This is a genomic window from Flavobacterium orientale (assembly GCF_014638005.1).
In the GTDB taxonomy this organism is placed as follows: domain Bacteria; phylum Bacteroidota; class Bacteroidia; order Flavobacteriales; family Flavobacteriaceae; genus Flavobacterium; species Flavobacterium orientale.
Genome location: NZ_BMFG01000011.1, coordinates 44,753 through 63,233, shown reverse-complemented (window position 1 = coordinate 63,233; position 18,481 = coordinate 44,753). Strand labels below are relative to the sequence as shown.

Annotated in this window: 14 protein-coding genes; 11 read left to right on the top strand and 3 right to left on the bottom strand. The window is 36.0% G+C overall.

What is annotated here, in order from left to right:
- Positions 1-3 precede the first annotated feature (3 nt).
- A complete protein-coding gene (locus tag IEV15_RS12745; protein WP_188362915.1) occupies positions 4-354 on the top strand; it encodes a hypothetical protein in 351 nt (116 codons plus the stop codon).
- On the opposite strand, the gene IEV15_RS12740 is transcribed toward IEV15_RS12745, so the two are convergent.
- Positions 338-883, bottom strand: a complete 546-nt coding sequence (locus IEV15_RS12740) for a hypothetical protein (RefSeq protein ID WP_188362914.1) — start codon at positions 881-883, stop codon at positions 338-340. The genes IEV15_RS12745 and IEV15_RS12740 overlap by 17 nt on opposite strands.
- A 118-nt stretch (positions 884-1,001) precedes the next feature.
- Between IEV15_RS12740 and IEV15_RS12735 the strand changes: the two genes are divergently transcribed.
- Together IEV15_RS12735 and odhB are read left to right on the top strand one after the other, a co-directional pair.
- On the top strand, positions 1,002-3,773 hold the full coding sequence (locus IEV15_RS12735) for a 2-oxoglutarate dehydrogenase E1 component (RefSeq protein WP_188362913.1): 2,772 nt from the start codon (positions 1,002-1,004) through the stop codon (positions 3,771-3,773).
- A gap of 200 nt (positions 3,774-3,973) precedes the next feature.
- Positions 3,974-5,197, top strand: a complete 1,224-nt coding sequence (odhB, locus tag IEV15_RS12730; protein WP_188362912.1) for a 2-oxoglutarate dehydrogenase complex dihydrolipoyllysine-residue succinyltransferase — start codon at positions 3,974-3,976, stop codon at positions 5,195-5,197.
- Positions 5,198-5,269: 72 nt separating this feature from the next.
- Here odhB and IEV15_RS12725 read toward each other — a convergent pair whose 3' ends face one another.
- Entirely contained in the window at positions 5,270-6,094 is an 825-nt protein-coding gene (locus IEV15_RS12725) for a universal stress protein (RefSeq protein ID WP_188362911.1), read from the bottom strand.
- Positions 6,095-6,263: 169 nt separating this feature from the next.
- On the opposite strand from IEV15_RS12725, the gene rimP reads away from it, so the two are divergent.
- From rimP to infB, 3 genes are read left to right on the top strand one after another with little or no spacing between them, the layout of a single operon-like run.
- Positions 6,264-6,728: a ribosome assembly cofactor RimP gene (gene rimP / locus IEV15_RS12720; RefSeq protein ID WP_188362958.1), complete on the top strand. Its 465-nt coding sequence runs from the start codon at positions 6,264-6,266 to the stop codon at positions 6,726-6,728.
- An 18-nt stretch (positions 6,729-6,746) separates the two neighbouring features.
- Positions 6,747-7,988 carry a transcription termination factor NusA gene (gene nusA, locus IEV15_RS12715; RefSeq protein WP_188362910.1) on the top strand — a complete coding sequence of 414 codons (1,242 nt, stop codon included), beginning with the start codon at positions 6,747-6,749 and terminating at the stop codon, positions 7,986-7,988.
- Between the two features lie 37 nt (positions 7,989-8,025).
- Complete coding sequence (infB, locus tag IEV15_RS12710) at positions 8,026-10,884, top strand: translation initiation factor IF-2 (RefSeq protein WP_188362909.1); 2,859 nt, start codon at positions 8,026-8,028, stop codon at positions 10,882-10,884.
- 52 nt (positions 10,885-10,936) lie between these two features.
- On the opposite strand, the gene IEV15_RS12705 is transcribed toward infB, so the two are convergent.
- Complete coding sequence (locus tag IEV15_RS12705) at positions 10,937-11,326, bottom strand: SPOR domain-containing protein (RefSeq protein ID WP_188362908.1); 390 nt, start codon at positions 11,324-11,326, stop codon at positions 10,937-10,939.
- Positions 11,327-11,548: 222 nt separating this feature from the next.
- Between IEV15_RS12705 and IEV15_RS12700 the strand changes: the two genes are divergently transcribed.
- From IEV15_RS12700 to IEV15_RS12680, 5 genes are read left to right on the top strand one after another with little or no spacing between them, the layout of a single operon-like run.
- Entirely contained in the window at positions 11,549-12,814 is a 1,266-nt protein-coding gene (locus tag IEV15_RS12700) for a c-type cytochrome (RefSeq protein WP_188362907.1), read from the top strand.
- Positions 12,815-12,839: 25 nt separating this feature from the next.
- On the top strand, positions 12,840-15,902 hold the full coding sequence (locus tag IEV15_RS12695; RefSeq protein ID WP_188362906.1) for a TAT-variant-translocated molybdopterin oxidoreductase: 3,063 nt from the start codon (positions 12,840-12,842) through the stop codon (positions 15,900-15,902).
- A 36-nt stretch (positions 15,903-15,938) separates the two neighbouring features.
- Positions 15,939-17,339 (top strand): NrfD/PsrC family molybdoenzyme membrane anchor subunit, encoded by a 1,401-nt coding sequence (gene nrfD / locus IEV15_RS12690; RefSeq protein ID WP_188362905.1) that lies wholly within the window; start codon positions 15,939-15,941, stop codon positions 17,337-17,339.
- Between the two features lie 21 nt (positions 17,340-17,360).
- Positions 17,361-17,885 (top strand): DUF3341 domain-containing protein, encoded by a 525-nt coding sequence (locus IEV15_RS12685; RefSeq protein ID WP_188362904.1) that lies wholly within the window; start codon positions 17,361-17,363, stop codon positions 17,883-17,885.
- A 9-nt stretch (positions 17,886-17,894) separates the two neighbouring features.
- Entirely contained in the window at positions 17,895-18,458 is a 564-nt protein-coding gene (locus IEV15_RS12680) for a c-type cytochrome (RefSeq protein WP_188362903.1), read from the top strand.
- The last annotated feature ends 23 nt before the right edge of the window (positions 18,459-18,481 follow it).

The following is an 18,481-nucleotide window of genomic DNA, read 5'->3' as shown; positions in this document are numbered from 1 at the left end:
TAAATGTATCCCATCCCAACATCAACCGATCATCTTTTGTCTGAAGCAGAGAAAGAAAATTTATATCTTAAATTGATTGAACAGCTCAATAAAGACTTCAATTTTGCCAACGAACCGGTTGATTTTCCGTTAAGCACTTCGCCAAATGAGTTGAAAATTCAATTGCACGAAAAAGTGTATCGACTCATTCAATACAAATTTGCCGAATATTTGAATTTGCTTTACATTATTGATGTTTCTGAAGAAGAAGTCAAAAAACTCAATGGGGATGACATTTCTGAACTAGCAGGTGATGTAGCATTTTTAATATTAAAAAGAGAATGGCAGAAAGTTTGGTTTAGAAATAAACTCTAACAAACGGCATCCAAGCTTCAGAATATACATTTTTATTATTGTTGTGCAGTACATTGTAACGCAATCCCACAGTAACATTATTGTTTTGATAACCGGCACCTAAAAACAAACCGGTATTCCAAAAATTATCTTTAAAAGAACCCAAATTGTTATCATAAGTAGTGTTCACTCGTAATTGTTCTAACTCAGCAGAAAGCTGAACCTCCGGAATAGGATTTCCCAAAACAATCATGCTTGCTCCATAAATATAGGATTCAAAAAAGTTTTTTTGTTTCACATAACTTCCTTGCAAACCAAAACCTAAACTGATGTATTTATTAAAATCATAAATCGCTCCGGGAGCCAACATAACATCGGTATAGTTGTTTCCAATTGCCAGGCCAAATCCACCACCAAAACGCACCTTGGACCAAAACGCACTTTTAGTTTGATGAGTACTTGTTGTATCTGCTTGAGCAAAAGTATTTTCGTTGTATAAAACAGCTACCAATAATACAAAAAGTAATGAAAGTTTTTTGAACCTATTCATATCTATATCTTTTTAGCAATTTAAAACATAAAAGTATGCAAAAATAAATAAAAGATTATGGCAATTATTGTACTTTTGCAAAACTATTTTTAACACATAAGGTTTATTACTACTAATTATGGATAGGTTTTCCTTTTTAAACGCAGCTCACACACAATTTTTTGCCGATTTATATGAACAATATACCGTTAATCCGGATACTGTTGAACCAAGTTGGAGGGCTTTCTTTCAAGGTTTTGATTTTGGTTTAGAATCTGCTTCGGATGGCAATGCTATCAATCAATTGGCCGATTTTTCAGCCGGAAATCAGGACTGTAGTCTCGTTTCCGATAAATTACAAAAAGAATTTAATGTTCTAAAATTAATTGATGCCTACAGAACACGTGGTCATTTATTCACCAAAACCAATCCTGTTCGTGAGCGTAGAGTTTATGCTCCAACCTTGGCTTTAGAAAATTTCGGTTTAGCCTCATCCGATTTAGATACGGTTTTTGATGCCGCAAAAGTATTGGGTCACGAACCTAAGCCATTGCGTGAAATTGTCAAGCATTTAGAAAATGTGTATTGCCAATCCATCGGAATTGAATACATGTACATCCGTAAACCGGAAGTCATCGAGTGGATTCAACGACGATTAAACATCAATGATAATTTACCTAATTTCTCCGGAGATCAGAAAAAACATATTTTAAATAAATTAAACGAAGCCGTTTCTTTCGAAAACTTTTTACATACAAAATATGTAGGTCAAAAACGTTTTTCGTTAGAAGGAGGAGAAAGCATCATCCCAGCTTTAGATGCATTAATTGAAGCAGCAGCCGAAAAAGGCGTTGAGCAATTTGTGATGGGAATGGCTCACCGTGGTCGTTTGAACATCTTAGCCAACATTTTTGGCAAACCAACACAAGATATTTTCTCCGAATTTGACGGAAAAGATTATGATAAAGAATATTTTGACGGCGACGTAAAATACCATTTAGGTTTAACTGCCGACAGAAAAACAAAATCAGGTAAAAACATCAACATCAATTTAGCTCCAAACCCTTCGCATTTAGAAACGGTTGGTGCTGTGATTGAAGGGATTACCAGAGCAAAGCAAGACAAATATTTCCCGAACGATTTCTCAAAAGTGTTGCCAATCGCAGTTCACGGAGATGCCGCAGTGGCCGGACAAGGAATCGTGTATGAAATTGTGCAAATGTCGCAATTGGACGGTTACAAAACCGGAGGAACAATTCATTTGGTGATTAATAACCAAGTCGGGTTTACAACCAATTACCTTGATGCTCGTTCATCTATTTATTGTACGGATGTAGCGAAAGTGACACTTTCACCGGTTTTACACGTCAATGCAGATGATACTGAAGCCGTAGTTCACGCAATGCTTTTTGCGTTAGATTTCAGAATGACTTTTGGTCGTGACGTATTTATCGATTTATTAGGTTATAGAAAATACGGTCATAATGAAGGTGATGAACCTCGTTTTACGCAACCGGTTTTATACAAAATCATCGCAAAACATAGAAATCCAAGAGATATTTATGCTGAAAAGTTAATTGTTGATGGAATTGTTGACCAAACCTACGTCAATAAAATTGAAAGTGATTACAAAGCCAAATTAGATCAAAACTTAGAAGCTTCTCGCAAAAAAGAATTGACCATCATCACACCATTTATGCAAAATGAATGGGAAGGATTTGAGCAAGTTTCAGATGATGAAATGTTGAAAAAAGTAAAAACAACATTCGACAAAAAGAAATTAGATGTTATTGCCGAATCGATTTCTACATTGCCATCCGATAAAAAATTCATCAATAAAATCAGCAAAATTGTTACCGACAGAAAAACAATGTACGATAACGATACAATCGATTGGGGAACTGCCGAAACATTAGCCTACGGAACATTATTAACCGAAGGTTACGACGTTCGAATTTCCGGTCAAGATGTCGAAAGAGGAACTTTCTCGCACCGTCACGCCGTTGTAAAAGTGGAAGACAGCGAAGAAGAAGTAATTTTATTAAACGGATTAAAAGATAAAAAAGGAAAGTTCAGCGTGTTCAACTCGTTCCTTTCAGAATATGGCGTTTTAGGTTTCGACTATGGTTATGCTTTAGCCAATCCAAACGCCTTAACCATTTGGGAGGCCCAGTTTGGCGATTTCTCCAACGGTGCCCAAATTATGATTGACCAATACATTTCGTGTGGCGAAGACAAATGGAACAACCAAAACGGAATCGTTATGCTATTGCCTCACGGTTACGAAGGTCAAGGTGCCGAGCACTCTTCTGCCAGAATGGAACGTTACCTGCAACTTTGTGCCCGTCACAATATGTATGTAGCCGATTGTACAACACCTGCGAACTTTTTCCACTTGTTGAGAAGACAAATGAAAACAAAGTTCCGCAAGCCGTTAGTCGTGTTTTCACCAAAAAGTTTACTGCGTCACCCATTGTGTGTGTCAACCAAAGAAGAACTATACAACGGAAGTTTCCAAGAAACCATCGACGACAATTCAGTTGACAAAAAGAAAGTAAAAACACTCGTATTCTGCACCGGAAAATTCTACTACGATATTTTAGCCGAAAGAGAAAACTTAGGCAGAAATGACGTAGCTTTGGTACGAATCGAGCAATTGTTCCCGTTACCAATCGAGCAATTAAAAGAAATAATAGCCAAATATCCCAACGCAGACGATTACGTTTGGGCACAAGAAGAACCCAAAAATATGGGAGCATACAGTTTTATGTTAATGAATTTTGACTTGGTAAAATGGCGATTAGCGTCGTTAAAAGCCTATGCAGCACCGGCCGCCGGAAGTCACACCAGAGACAGAAGACGACACGCCGATGCAATCAGAATGGTATTTGACAAAAATTTGTTTAGATAAGAAGCTAATCCTGCTATCCGCTTCAATCTTTTACCCTTTTTTGTTGTTTTTGTAAGTCAAAAAAAGAGCTCCCAAGGTCGCTTTTTTTTGCCAACAAAAACTAACAAAAAACGCCAAAAGGATTTCCGCTGCTATCAGGGCTAAAACGAGATAACAACACACAATAAAAAATTAAAATTCATAATTAAAAACATAAAAAGATGATTTTAGAAATGAAAGTTCCCTCTCCGGGAGAATCTATAAAAGAAGTTGAAATTGCAACTTGGTTAGTAAAAGACGGCGATTACGTAGAAAAAGACCAAGCAATCGCTGAGGTCGATTCAGACAAAGCCACGTTAGAATTACCTGCAGAAGCCAGCGGAATCATCACGCTAAAAGCAGAAGAAGGCGATGCAGTGGCCGTTGGAGCCGTAGTTTGTTTAATCGATACATCTGCTGCAAAACCAACCGGTGATGCACCAAAAGCAGAAGCCAAAACAGAAGCACCAAAAGCAGAAGAAAAGAAAGTTGAAGCTCCAAAAGCAGCTCCAGCTCCAGAAAAAACCTATGCAACACAAGCACCTTCACCGGCAGCTCGTAAAATTTTAGACGAAAAAAATATTCAACCTTCCGACATTGTTGGAACCGGAAAAGGCGGAAGAATTACCAAAGATGATGCAGTAAATGCTACACCATCAATGGGAACACCAACTGGTGGAAGTCGTGGTTCAGAACGTACCAAATTATCAATGCTTCGTCGTAAAGTAGCCGAAAGATTAGTTTCTGCAAAAAACGAAACAGCGATGTTAACTACGTTTAACGAAGTAAATTTAACCAATGTAAATAAATTAAGAAGCGAATTCAAAGATGCTTTTAAAGACAAACACGGATTAGGATTAGGCTTTATGTCTTTCTTTACCAAAGCCGTAACCAGAGCTTTACAATTATATCCGGATGTAAATTCAATGATTGATGGCGATCACAAAATTGCTTATGATTTCTGTGATATTTCTGTAGCAGTTTCCGGACCAAAAGGATTAATGGTTCCCGTAGTTAGAAATGCAGAAACATTGTCTTTCCGCGGAATTGAATCAGAAATCAAACGTTTGGCCATTCGTGCTCGTGATGGTCAAATCACGGTTGACGATATGACAGGAGGAACATTTACCATTTCAAACGGTGGTGTTTTCGGGAGTATGCTTTCTACACCAATCATCAACCCGCCACAATCAGGGATTTTAGGAATGCACAATATTATTGAGCGTCCTATTGCTGTAAACGGGCAAGTGGTTATTGCCCCAATGATGTATGTGGCGTTGTCTTATGATCACCGAATCATCGATGGTAGAGAATCAGTAGGATTTTTAGTTGCTGTGAAAGAAGGTTTAGAAAACCCAACAGAGTTGTTGATGGATAACAATCCTAAAAAAGCATTGGAACTATAGATTTCTAAATTCTAGATAAAACAAAAATCCCGTTTAGGTTTCTTAACGGGATTTTGTTTTTTTGAAGCAAAATTATATTTTAAAAGTAACAACAGGTTTTAAGGCATGATTCACTAGATCTTCACTTATACTTCCGTTGAAGAAATGCGATAAGCCCTTTCTTCCGTGCGTACACATTCCAATTAAATCGGCGTCAATACTTTTTGCAAAGTTCAGAATACCTTTTTCAACATTTGCATCGTTAAAAATATGAGTGGCATGTTTTTTTATTGTAAAACCTGTCAAAAATTTATTCATAATATCCTGTGCTACTAAAGTAGATTTGAAACTATTTGGTGTATTAATCATCACCAAGTTCAATTCTGCATCAAAAGCATTAGCGAATGCTACTACTTTTTCAAAAGGGGCTTTTATTTCTTCAGAAAAATCAGAGGCGAATACAAATTTATTTATTTCAAAGTTTTCAATTTCGTTTTTGATGATTAAAACCGGAACGTCAGATGATCTAACCACTTTTTCGGCATTTGAACCAATAAACATTTCTTTAAATCCACTTGCTCCATGTGAACCCATCACAATTAAATCAACATTATTTTTTTTGCTGATATCCATGATGCCATCAAAAGCCAAATCAAACTGAACAATTTCAGATACATTTAGGCCTTCAAAAATTTCGGAATCCATTAAGTCTTCCAGTTTTTGCATGGCGGCTCTTTTAAAGAACATAATTTCCGGGATTTCATGTCCGCTAGAAAGTGCATCACCTGCTTGATGAGGTAATTCTAAAATATGTAATAAATAAATCTCACCATTGTTTTTTCTAGCAATTTGTGCGGCAACTTTTAAAGCATATTCGGCATGTTTTGAAAAGTCGGTGGGGATTAAAATTTTTTTCATAAGTGTCGCTATTCGTTTTTGTAGTTTGTTAATTTGAAATATAAAGGTACAAATATTTTTAAACAAATTACAATGATTTTTATTTAATAAAAAAAACACTATATTTGCACCATTATTTGTTTGATACTGAATAATGAGGCACGCAAAGCGTGCCTCTTTTTATAAAAATATGGTTTTTAAAGACAAAGTTTTCGAATTATTAAAGCAAGGATTAGAAGAAAAACCGGAGTTGTTTTTGATTGATTTTTCTATTTCTGATGCCAATAAAATAAATGTGATTCTCGATGGCGATCACGGTGTTACACTTCAAGATTGTATTGATATAAGCAGAGCTATCGAACATAATTTAGATAGGGAAGAAGTAGATTTTTCTCTTGAAGTGGCGTCTGCCGGGGTTTCAACACCATTGAAATCGATCAGACAATACAAAAAAAATATTGGAAGGGTTTTACAAGTTAAAACCAATTCTGAAATTTATGAAGCAACATTAGACTCCGTTTCTGATGAAGCAATAACTTTAAGTTGGACCGCAAGAGAGCCAAAAAAAGTTGGAAAAGGAAAAGAGACGGTAAAAAAAATGGTTAAGTTACCATTTAGTGAAATTAAAGAAGCATTAGTTATTATTATATTTTAGAAATTTTTACAATTTAGCATGGAAAATTTAGCATTAATTGAATCATTTTCAGAGTTTAAAGACGACAAGTCAATTGATCGTGTAACTTTAATGGCCATTTTAGAAGATGTTTTCAGAAACGCTTTAAAAAAGAAATACGGTTCAGATGACAATTTTGATATCATTATCAATCCTGACAAAGGAGATATGGAAATATGGAGAAATCGTGTAGTTGTTGCCGATGGAGAAGTTGAAGATGAAAATTCAGAAATATCATTATCAGCTGCTCGTAAGATTGAGCCCGATTTTGAAGTTGGAGAAGATGTGTCTGAAGAAGTAAAATTAATAGATTTGGGAAGAAGAGCTATTTTAGCTTTACGTCAAAATCTAATTTCTAAAATTCACGAGCATGACAGCACCAATTTGTATAAACACTTCAAGGATTTAATTGGAGAAATTTATACAGCAGAAGTACACCATGTACGACCAAGAGTTGTAATTTTGGTGGATGATGACGGTAACGAAATTGTTTTGCCAAAAGAGAAACAAATTCCTTCTGATTTTTTCAGAAAAGGAGATAATGTAAAAGGAATCATTGAGGGCGTTGAATTAAAGGGAAACAAACCTCAAATTATAATGTCAAGAACTTCTGAGAAGTTTTTAGAAAAATTATTTGAACAAGAAATTCCTGAAATTTTTGACGGTTTGATTACCATCAGAAAAGTGGTGAGAATACCGGGGGAAAAAGCAAAAGTAGCTGTTGATTCTTATGATGATAGAATTGATCCTGTTGGAGCTTGTGTTGGCATGAAAGGCTCCAGAATTCATGGAATTGTTCGTGAGTTAGGAAACGAAAATATTGATGTAATTAATTATACAAGCAACAATCAGCTTTTTATAACAAGAGCATTAAGTCCTGCAAAGGTTTCTTCGATTAAAATTGATGAAGACAAAAAAAGAGCCGAAGTTTATTTGAAATTAGAAGAAGTTTCTAAAGCAATTGGAAGAGGCGGACACAATATTAAATTAGCCGGTTTATTATCCGGTTATGAATTGGATGTTATCAGAGAAGGAAGTTTTGCAGAAGAAGATGATGTGGAATTAACAGAGTTTTCAGATGAAATTGACGGATGGGTTATAGACGAATTTGCAAAAATTGGTTTAGATACCGCCAGAAGCATTTTGAAACAAAATGTTGAAGATTTAGTAAGAAGAACAGATTTAGAAGAAGAAACAATTTTAGAAGTTATGAGAATTCTTAAGGAAGAGTTCGATAATTAATTTTTAAGCATAAAAAAGAATAAACTAAACAAATTATATGTCTGAAGAGAAGAATATAAGAATTAATAAAGTTTTAAGAGAATTAAATATTTCTTTGGAGCGAGCCGTTGATTATCTAAAGGATAAAGGAGTAGCTATTGAAGCAAGTCCCAACACAAAAATCTCTGAAGATGTTTATTCAATTCTTTGTAATGAATTTGCGGGAGACAAAGGAAAGAAAGAAGCTTCGAAGGAAGTGAGTGAAGAAAAACGCAAAGAAAAAGAAGCATTACGTATTGAGCGTGAAAAAGAAATTGAGTTACAAAGAAAGCAAGATGAAGAAAGACAACGACTTGAAGTTGTTAAAGCTAAAGCAATTGTAGCAGCACCAAAAGCCGTAGGTAAAATTGATTTAGAGCCAAAAAAAGCAGTTGAAAAGCCAATAGAAAAGCCTGCTGAAAAAACGGCAGAAAAACCTGTCGAACAACCTGTCGAAAAGCAAGTTGAAAAACAAGTAGAAAACATGGAAGCTGTTCAAGCTCCTGTTGAAAAAGTGGAAGTTAAGCCCGAGGTGGTCGCTAAAGCTGAAGAACCAAAAGTTGAAAAGGTCGAAGAAGTTAAAGCTCCTATTGAAAAAGTAAAAGCTGAAAACGAAGAGGTGTCAACTGAAGCTTCTGCTGAGGATGACAAAATTACAACAAAATATCATAAACTTTCGGGAACGACTTCAACCGGACAGAAAATTGATTTATCTCAATTTAACAAACCAAAGAAGAAGAAAGAAGAGCCTAAAATTACTCCAAACGCTCAAAAGCCAGCTACAACAGGTGGTGGAAATGATGCCAATAAAAATAAACGCAAAAGAATTGCACCAAAACCAGGATTTGGAGGTAATCAAAATCAAGGTCAAAATACCGGAGGTGGAGCTAAAATAACTCCTAGACCTCAAGGTGGAGGTGGCGGAATATTTAAAAGCGGTAATCGTCCGGCAATTGTTGCTAAAGTTGAGCCAACAGAAGAAGAAGTACAAAAACAAATTCGCGAAACCCTTGAAAAACTTCAAGGAAAAGGGAATAAAAGCAAGGCTTCAAAATATAGAAGAGATAAACGTGACACACACCGTCAAAGAACGGATGATGAACAACGTGCTATTGAAGAAGGAAGCAAAACCCTAAAAGTTACTGAGTTTGTAACTGTAGGTGAAGTTGCAACCATGATGGATGTGCCAATTACAAAAGTAATCGGAACTTGTATGTCATTGGGAATCATGGTGACCATGAACCAAAGATTGGATGCAGAAACACTTTCAATTGTAGCAGATGAGTTTGGCTTTGAAGTTGAGTTTATTACAACCGATATTGAAGAAGCGACTACAGTTGTTGAAGACAATGTAGAAGATTTAGTTCACCGAGCTCCTATTGTTACTGTAATGGGTCACGTAGATCACGGTAAAACTTCGTTATTAGATTATATTCGTAAAACCAATGTAATTGCGGGTGAATCCGGAGGAATTACACAACATATTGGTGCCTATGGAGTAACTTTAGAAAACGGTCAAAAAATTACATTCCTAGATACGCCGGGTCACGAAGCTTTTACGGCGATGCGTGCTCGTGGTGCTCAATTAACAGATATTGCTATTATTGTGGTTGCGGCTGATGATGATATCATGCCACAAACCAAAGAGGCTATTAGCCATGCTCAAGCAGCGGGCGTGCCGATGATATTTGCTATTAATAAAGTGGATAAGCCAACAGCTAACCCAGAAAAAATAAAAGAACGATTAGCAGGTATGAACTTGTTAGTTGAAGATTGGGGAGGAAAAATTCAGTCGCAAGACATTTCTGCTAAAATGGGAATGGGGATTAAAGAGTTATTAGAAAAAATTCTTTTGGAAGCTGAGTTGTTGGAATTAACTGCTAATCCTAAAAAGCCTGCAGTAGGAGTAGTTGTTGAGGCTTTCTTAGATAAAGGAAGAGGTTACATCTCAACTGTGTTAGTGCAAGCAGGAACCTTAAAAATTGGGGACTATGTTTTGGCCGGAAAAAATCATGGAAAAGTGAAAGCGATGCATGATGAACGTGGCAATTCTGTAAAAGAAGCCGGTCCGTCTTCACCTATTTCTATATTAGGATTGGATGGAGCTCCAACTGCCGGTGATAAATTTAATGTATATGAAGATGAGAGAGAAGCGAAACAAATTGCTGTAAAACGAACGCAATTAATGCGTGAGCAATCAGTTCGTACTCAGAAGCACATTACACTTGCCGAAATTGGTCGTCGTATTGCATTGGGTCAATTTAAAGAACTAAACATTATTTTAAAAGGAGATGTTGATGGTTCTGTTGAAGCATTATCTGATTCCTTCTCTAAATTATCTACTGAAGAAATTCAAATAAAGATTATACATAAAGGTGTAGGAGCCATTACAGAATCTGATGTTTTATTAGCTTCTGCTTCAGACGCTATCATTATTGGATTTAATGTGCGTCCTGCCGGAAGTGCAAAACAATTGGCAGATAAAGAAGAGATTGATATCAAAACGTACTCTATTATCTACGACGCTATTGATGATTTGAAAGATGCGATGGAAGGCATGTTGTCACCGGAACTTAAAGAAGAAATTACCGGAACTGCCGAAATTCGAGAAACATTCAAAATTTCAAAAATTGGAACCATTGCCGGATGTATGGTAATTGATGGTAAGATACTTAGAAGTGCTAAAATCAGACTTATCCGTGAAGGTGTTGTTATTTATACCGGAGAATTAACTGCTTTAAAACGTTTCAAAGACGATGTTAAAGAAGTTTCTAAAGGATATGATTGTGGTATTCAAATTAAGAACTACAACGACATTCAAATTGATGACTTGATTGAATGCTTCCAAGAAGTTGAAGTGAAGAAAAAATTGAAATGATCAATCGTACTATAAACTAAAAAATCCCGAATTTCTCGGGATTTTTTTATTTTTATTTATTTGGCTTAATTAAAAAGGCATCAGGATATTTTGATTTTAAATCCAGTAAAGTTCTTTCAGCTTCAATTCGGGTTTTAAAATTTCCTACCCATACTTTATAGGAAGGTGTATGAAATACCACTGTAGCATCGATGGTTTTATAATCCCTTTTAAAATCTTGAAGGGCTTTTCTTGAGTTGGTGTTGTCTCCGGTAAAAATTTGAATTTTCCAACGGTTTGTGACTGTTATTGAAGCATTTATTCGTCTTTTTTCACTTAACAATTGTTCAAACTGAGCGTCTTGTTCGACTGTAACAGTTTGTCCATTGGTAGAATTAATTGCCATAAAAAACACCATTAAAATTGGAGCAATTGCGTTGCATTTTCGATTATATAAATTCATAATTATTTGATTTTAATACAAATGTAGCAGATATAGAATTAAACAAAAAATAAAATATTATTTAGAATAAATATAAATTAGTTATTAAGACTATTTTAAGGTTTTGAGAATAGTTCATAAGTCGTATTTTTGTGCAAGTTTTAAATATAGTGTTGTTTTTTCAAATGGATACATAGAAAAAATCATACCAAAAAACATATACGACAAATTATATTCTATTATATGAAAAAGGTGGGTAACCCTAATTCGATTTCAAGAATTCTACTGTTTAGTTTAGCTTTTATGCTAACTTTTTCTATTCAAATTTTTGCACAAGATGCAGCTGCAGGTAAAGCGTTATTCAACGCTCAATGTGCTGCTTGTCACAAATTAGATGGAAAAATGACCGGACCTGCATTGCGTGGGGTAGGTGACAAGTATGAAAAAGAGTGGCTTTACAAGTGGATTCGCAACAGTGCAGATTTAATTAAATCAGGAGACGACAGAGCAAACAAAATTTTCAATGAGTATGGTCAGTCGCCTATGACTGCATTCCCTCAATTGTCTGATGCGGATATTGATAATATCATTGCTTACACCATGGAACCTAAGGTGGAAATTGCTCCGCCAGGTCCAGATACTGGTGGTAATGTTGTTGTTTCAGGCGGTATTTCTAACGAAGTTATACTAGGAGCTTTAGCTTTGGTATTAGGAATGTTAGTAGTTATGCTTTTCTTGGTAAACAATGTATTGACTAAAATTGCAAAAGCTAACGGAATAGAAGCTGTTGCCAAAGAAAAATCTTTACCAATTTGGAAGGCGTATGCTAAAAATCAATTCTTGGTATTGGTAACTGTTATTTTCTTATTGTTGTCAAGTGCTTATTTCGCTTACGGATGGATGATGCAAATTGGAGTGGACCAAGGATATGAACCGGTTCAGCCTATTCATTACTCACACAGAATTCACGCAGGTGAAAACGGTATTGACTGTAAATATTGTCACTCTTCTGCAAGAGAAAGCAAGCATTCGGGAATTCCTTCGCTAAATGTTTGTATGAACTGTCATAAAAACATTTCAGAAGTTGCAGAAACTACTGCTACGGAAGAATACAGCAAAGACTTTTATGATAAAGAAATCCAAAAACTATATGCTGCTGTTGGTTGGGATCAAGCAGAGCAAAAATATACCGGAAAAACACAGCCTGTTAAGTGGGTTAGAATTCACAACCTTCCTGATTTAGTGTATTTCAACCACGCACAACACGTTACTGTTGCAGGTATTGAATGTCAAACTTGTCACGGTCCTGTTGAAGAAATGGAAATCATGAAACAGCATTCGCCATTAACAATGGGTTGGTGTATCAACTGTCACAGAGAAACAGATGTGAAGTTAAAAGACAACGACTATTATAAAAAAATACATGAAGAACTTTCTAAAAAGTATGGTGTAGATAAACTTACAGCAGCACAAATGGGTGGTTTGGAATGTGGAAAATGTCATTATTAATAATTAAGTAGCTAATATATACAGTATGTCATCAAACAAAAAATACTGGAAAAGTGTTGAAGAACTAAATGAAACTAGTTCTATTGTTGAGACGTTAAAAAATAACGAGTTTGTGGAGCCTATTCCTACAGATGAGTTTTTTGGAGATAAAGAAAGTTTATCGAACTCCTCAACTACAAGACGTGATTTCTTAAAATATGTAGGTTTTAGTACCGCAGCCGCTTCATTAGCCGCTTGCGAAGGACCGGTTATTAAATCAATTCCATATGTAGTTCAACCGGAACAAATTATTCCCGGAGTTGCTGATTATTATGCAACAACTATGTTTGACGGTTTTGATTTCGCTCACTTATTAGTGAAAACAAGAGAAGGTCGTCCTATTAAAATAGAAAATAACACTATTGAAGGTGCTAAATTTTCTGCAAATGCAAGAGTACATGCTTCTGTATTGTCAATGTATGATAACTTGCGTTTGAAACAACCTAAAATTGATAAAAAAGATGCTACTTGGAGTGAGGTTGATGTTAAAGTAAAAGCAGCATTAACAGAAGCTCAAGCAGCAGGAAAGAAAACTGTTCTTTTAACAGGAACTTTGGCTAGTCCATCAGCTGAGAAATTAGTTGCTGAGTTTTTAGCTAAAAATCCGGGAAGTTCTCATGTTATATATGATGCAGTTTCTTCATCCACAGCTTTAGATGCTTTTGAGGCCGTTTATGGTGAAAGAGCTTTAGCAGACTATGATTTTGCAAAAGCTTCAACTATAGTTTCTGTTGGTGCAGATTTCTTGGGAGATTGGCAAGGTGGAGGTTATGATGCGGCTTATGCTCAAGGCAGAGTGCCAAAGCAAGGCAAAATGTCCAAACATGTTCAGTTTGAAGCTAACCTGTCGTTATCAGGAGCTGCTGCAGACAAGCGTGTTCCAATGACTGCAGCTGATCAAAAACAAGCTTTAGTAAAAATTTACAATATAGTTACAGGTGCTTCTGTTGCAACCGGAAAACTTGCTAATGAGGCTGAAGTTGTGAAAGCAGCTGAGCAATTAAAGTCGGCCGGTTCAAAAGGTGTTCTTGTTTCAGGATTAGATGATATCAATGCTCAGTTGTTAGTTTTAGCCATTAATGCTAATTTAAACAGCGAAGCGTTCAATACAAATCAAACCAGACAAATCCGTAAAGGTTCTGTTCAAAAAATGACAGAATTGATAGCAGATATGAAGGCAGGTGCTATCCACACTTTAATCATGAGTGGTGTTAATCCTGTTTACTCATTAGCCAACAGCAAAGACTTTACTGATGGATTGTCGAAAGTTAAGTTTAGTGTTTCTTTTTCTATGAAAGAGGATGAAACCGCTACTTTAACTACTGTAGCTGCTGCAACTCCACATTACCTAGAGAGTTGGGGAGATGTGCAAATTGTAAAAGGCAACTATGGTTTGACTCAACCTACAATTCGTCCTTTATTTAATACCAGACAGTTTGAAGAAGCTTTAATGGTATGGAATGGTGTTGAAGGAACTTATTATGATTATTTAAAACAAAATTGGTCAGGAATTCTTTCGGGTAAAACTTGGAATCAAGCGATACACGATGGTGTTTTTGTATCTGAAACTACTTCTTCCAGCAGTGCTGGTTCGACTGATTTTTCTAGTGCCGCTAATGCATTAGCTCAGGCAAAATCAACAGGTTTAGAATTGCATTTGTATACCAAAACCGGAATGGGTGACGGACAACAAGCAAATAACCCATGGTTACAAGAGTTCCCAGATCCAATCACAAGAGTGTCTTGGGATAACTATGTTACGGTTTCAAAAGCAGATGCTGAACAACTGGAATTAATTAACCGAAATGTTGCTAATGGTGGACTTAACGGAAGTTATGTTACGTTGACGGTTGGTACTACTAAGTTAGAAAATGTGCCGGTAATAATTCAGCCGGGTCAGGCAAAAGGAACTTTTGGTTTGGCTTTAGGTTATGGAAAAAAAGCAGCTTTAAAACAAGAAATGCAAGTAGGTGTTAACGCTTACGCTTTATATACTAATTCTAATTCAGTTCAAACGGTTATTGTTTCAAAGCAAGCCGGTGAACATGAATTTGCAAGTGTTCAGTTGCAAAAAACGTTGATGGGTCGTGGTGATATTATCAAAGAAACGACGCTAACTATTTTCAATGCTGAAGAAGATTCTAGAGTATGGAATCCACCAGCAATGGTTTCAATTGATCACAAACCAATTGAAGCGAGTAAAATTGATTTATGGACAAGCTTTGATAGAACAGTAGGTCATCATTTTAACTTGTCAATTGATTTAAATTCATGTACGGGATGTGGTGCTTGTGTTATAGCATGTCACGCAGAAAATAATGTACCGGTAGTTGGGAAATCTGAAGTAAGAAGAAGTAGAGACATGCACTGGTTGCGTATTGACAGGTATTATTCTTCAGAAGATACTTTTGCTCAAGATAAAGATAAGAAAGAAAATTTTGATGGCTTGTTTGGTGATAAAGGTTCATTAGGAGGATTTGGCGAAATGGAACATCCGGCGGATAATCCACAAGTAGCTTTCCAACCTGTAATGTGTCAGCACTGTAATCATGCACCGTGTGAAACAGTTTGTCCGGTTGCAGCAACTTCTCACAGTCGTCAAGGCCAAAATCACATGGCTTATAACCGATGTGTTGGAACACGTTATTGTGCTAACAACTGTCCGTATAAAGTACGTCGTTTCAACTGGTTCTTGTATAACAAAAACAGTGAATTCGATTATTACATGAATGATGATTTAGGTCGTATGGTTTTAAATCCAGATGTAAATGTTCGTTCAAGAGGAGTTATGGAGAAATGTTCGATGTGTATTCAAATGACACAAGCCACTATCTTAAAAGCTAAAAAAGAAGGACGTCCGGTAAACGATGACGAATTCCAAACAGCTTGTTCAAATGCATGTTCAACAGGAGCTTTAGCTTTTGGAGATGTTAATGACAAAGAAAGTGAAGTTGCGAAATTGGCTGAAGATGATAGAATGTATCATTTATTAGAGCATGTTGGTACAAAACCAAACGTATTCTATCACGTAAAAGTTAGAAATACCTAGTTAAAATTAAATTAATAAGAAATACTATAAAGGATTATGTCGTCTCACTACGAAGCACCCATTAGAAAACCTTTAGTTATAGGTGATAAATCTTATCACGATGTAACAGTAGATGTAGCTGCTCCTGTTGAAGGAAGAGCAAATAAACAATGGTGGATTGTCTTTTCAATCGCATTAGCCGCTTTCCTTTGGGGAGTTGGTTGTATGATTTACACCATTTCTACCGGTATCGGAACATGGGGATTAAACAAAACTGTTGGATGGGCTTGGGATATCACTAACTTCGTTTGGTGGGTTGGTATCGGTCACGCCGGAACTTTGATTTCAGCGGTACTTTTATTATTCCGTCAAAAATGGAGAATGGCCATTAACCGTTCTGCAGAAGCAATGACCATCTTTTCTGTAATGCAAGCGGGTTTATTTCCAATTATTCATATGGGTCGTCCATGGTTAGGATACTGGGTATTACCAATTCCAAACCAATTTGGTTCATTATGGGTAAACTTTAACTCGCCATTGCTTTGGGACGTATTTGCAATTTCAACGTATCTTTCTGTTTCCTTGGTTTTCTGGTGGACAGGTTTACTTCCTGATTTTGCAATGCTTAGAGATAGAGCGATTACTCCTTTTACAAAGAAAATATACTCCACTTTATCTTTCGGATGGAGTGGTAGAGCTAAAGACTGGCAACGTTTTGAAGAAGTGTCTTTGGTTTTAGCAGGTTTGGCAACACCACTTGTACTTTCGGTTCATACCATTGTATCTTTTGACTTTGCTACTTCTGTAATTCCGGGTTGGCATACTACTATTTTCCCACCTTACTTCGTTGCCGGAGCGGTTTTCTCAGGATTCGCCATGGTAAATACGTTGTTGATTATCATGAGAAAAGTATCTAAATTAGAAGCATACATCACAATTCAACATATCGAATTAATGAACATTGTAATTATGATTACAGGCTCTATTGTGGGTGTTGCTTATATTACGGAGTTATTTGTAGCTTGGTATTCGGGAGTAGAATATGAACAATATGCTTTCTTGAATAGAGCAACCGGACCTTATGCTTGGGCTTATTGGGCGATGATGACTTGTAACGTGTTTTCACCTCAGTTCATGTGGTTCAAGAAGTTGAGAACCAGCATCATGTTCTCATTCATTATCTCGATTGTTGTAAATATTGGAATGTGGTTTGAGCGTTTCGTAATTATCGTAACCTCATTACACAGAGATTATCTTCCATCATCATGGACCATGTTCTCTCCAACGTTTGTGGATATCGGAATTTTTATTGGAACAATTGGATTCTTCTTCGTATTATTCCTTTTATATGCGAGATCATTCCCTGTGATTGCTCAAGCGGAAGTAAAAACAATCTTGAAATCTTCAGGAGAGTTTTATAAAAAGAGAAGAGAAGAAGAAGGACATCACAATCATTAAGATAATTAGTAGTAATAAATTATGAGTACTAAAGTAATACATGCACTATATAATGATGATGACATCCTGATGGATGCCGTGAAAGAAACACGCAAAGCTCATCATCATATCGAAGAAGTTTATACTCCTTTCCCGGTTCACGGATTGGATAAAGCAATGGGATTAGCTCCCACTCGGTTAGCCATTGCATCCTTTATGTATGGAGCAGTTGGTTTAGCAGTTGCTACTTGGATGATGAATTTTATTATGATTCAAGATTGGCCGCAAGATATTGGAGGTAAACCAAGTTTTAGTTATATTGAAAACATGCCGGCTTTTGTTCCGATTATGTTTGAGTTAACTGTTTTTTTTGCTGCTCACTTAATGGTTATTACTTTTTACATGAGAAGTAAATTGTGGCCATTCAAACAAGCAGAAAATCCAGATGTTAGAACAACTGATGACCATTTTTTAATGGAAGTTACAGTTAATAATAACGAAGAAGAATTAACTTCATTTTTAAAAAATACAGGTGCAGTTGAAATTAAAGTTGTTGAAAAACACTAATTTATAGATATGAAAAGCGTTTTAAAAATATCACTTTTGTTTGGTTTAGCCGTTTCGGTTACTTCTTGCTTTGATAAGAAGAGTCCAAATTATCAATTTTTCCCTAATATGTATGAGTCAGTTGGTTATGAAACCTATGCTGAATCTGCAGCCTTTAATGGAGATAATCAATTACAAGGTCAAACTGCTCAAGAGCCACCTGTAGGTACCGTAAAAAGAGGTTTCGAGATCTATGATTATGAAAATTCAACAGCAGGTTATGAATTGGCTAAGGCGAATTTAACATCACCTTTAGATTCAATTTCTGAAAAGGAGTTAAATAAGGGTAAAGAATTATATGGAATTTATTGTGCTATTTGCCATGGTGATTCCGGAAATGGCGTTGGTAAATTAGTAGAACGGGAAAAATTCCTTGGCGTACCAAGTTATGCCGATCGTCCGGTTACGGAAGGTAGTGTTTACCATGTTATCACTTATGGATTAAATTCTATGGGTTCACATGCTAATCAACTTTCACAACATGAGCGTTGGTTAGTTACAGATTACGTGCTTCAATTAAAAAGTAAATTATAATATTGACAACTAGATTATATTTA

Coding starts and splice junctions, on each gene's coding strand:
- infB (WP_188362909.1), top strand. CDS start 8,026: ATGTCTGAAGAGAAGAATATAAGAATTAATAAAGTTTTAAGAGAATTA.
- IEV15_RS12740 (WP_188362914.1), bottom strand. CDS start 883: ATGAATAGGTTCAAAAAACTTTCATTACTTTTTGTATTATTGGTAGCT.
- nusA (WP_188362910.1), top strand. CDS start 6,747: ATGGAAAATTTAGCATTAATTGAATCATTTTCAGAGTTTAAAGACGAC.
- IEV15_RS12705 (WP_188362908.1), bottom strand. CDS start 11,326: ATGAATTTATATAATCGAAAATGCAACGCAATTGCTCCAATTTTAATG.
- IEV15_RS12700 (WP_188362907.1), top strand. CDS start 11,549: ATGAAAAAGGTGGGTAACCCTAATTCGATTTCAAGAATTCTACTGTTT.
- IEV15_RS12745 (WP_188362915.1), top strand. CDS start 4: ATGTATCCCATCCCAACATCAACCGATCATCTTTTGTCTGAAGCAGAG.
- nrfD (WP_188362905.1), top strand. CDS start 15,939: ATGTCGTCTCACTACGAAGCACCCATTAGAAAACCTTTAGTTATAGGT.
- IEV15_RS12695 (WP_188362906.1), top strand. CDS start 12,840: ATGTCATCAAACAAAAAATACTGGAAAAGTGTTGAAGAACTAAATGAA.
- odhB (WP_188362912.1), top strand. CDS start 3,974: ATGATTTTAGAAATGAAAGTTCCCTCTCCGGGAGAATCTATAAAAGAA.
- rimP (WP_188362958.1), top strand. CDS start 6,264: ATGGTTTTTAAAGACAAAGTTTTCGAATTATTAAAGCAAGGATTAGAA.
- IEV15_RS12725 (WP_188362911.1), bottom strand. CDS start 6,094: ATGAAAAAAATTTTAATCCCCACCGACTTTTCAAAACATGCCGAATAT.
- IEV15_RS12685 (WP_188362904.1), top strand. CDS start 17,361: ATGAGTACTAAAGTAATACATGCACTATATAATGATGATGACATCCTG.
- IEV15_RS12735 (WP_188362913.1), top strand. CDS start 1,002: ATGGATAGGTTTTCCTTTTTAAACGCAGCTCACACACAATTTTTTGCC.
- IEV15_RS12680 (WP_188362903.1), top strand. CDS start 17,895: ATGAAAAGCGTTTTAAAAATATCACTTTTGTTTGGTTTAGCCGTTTCG.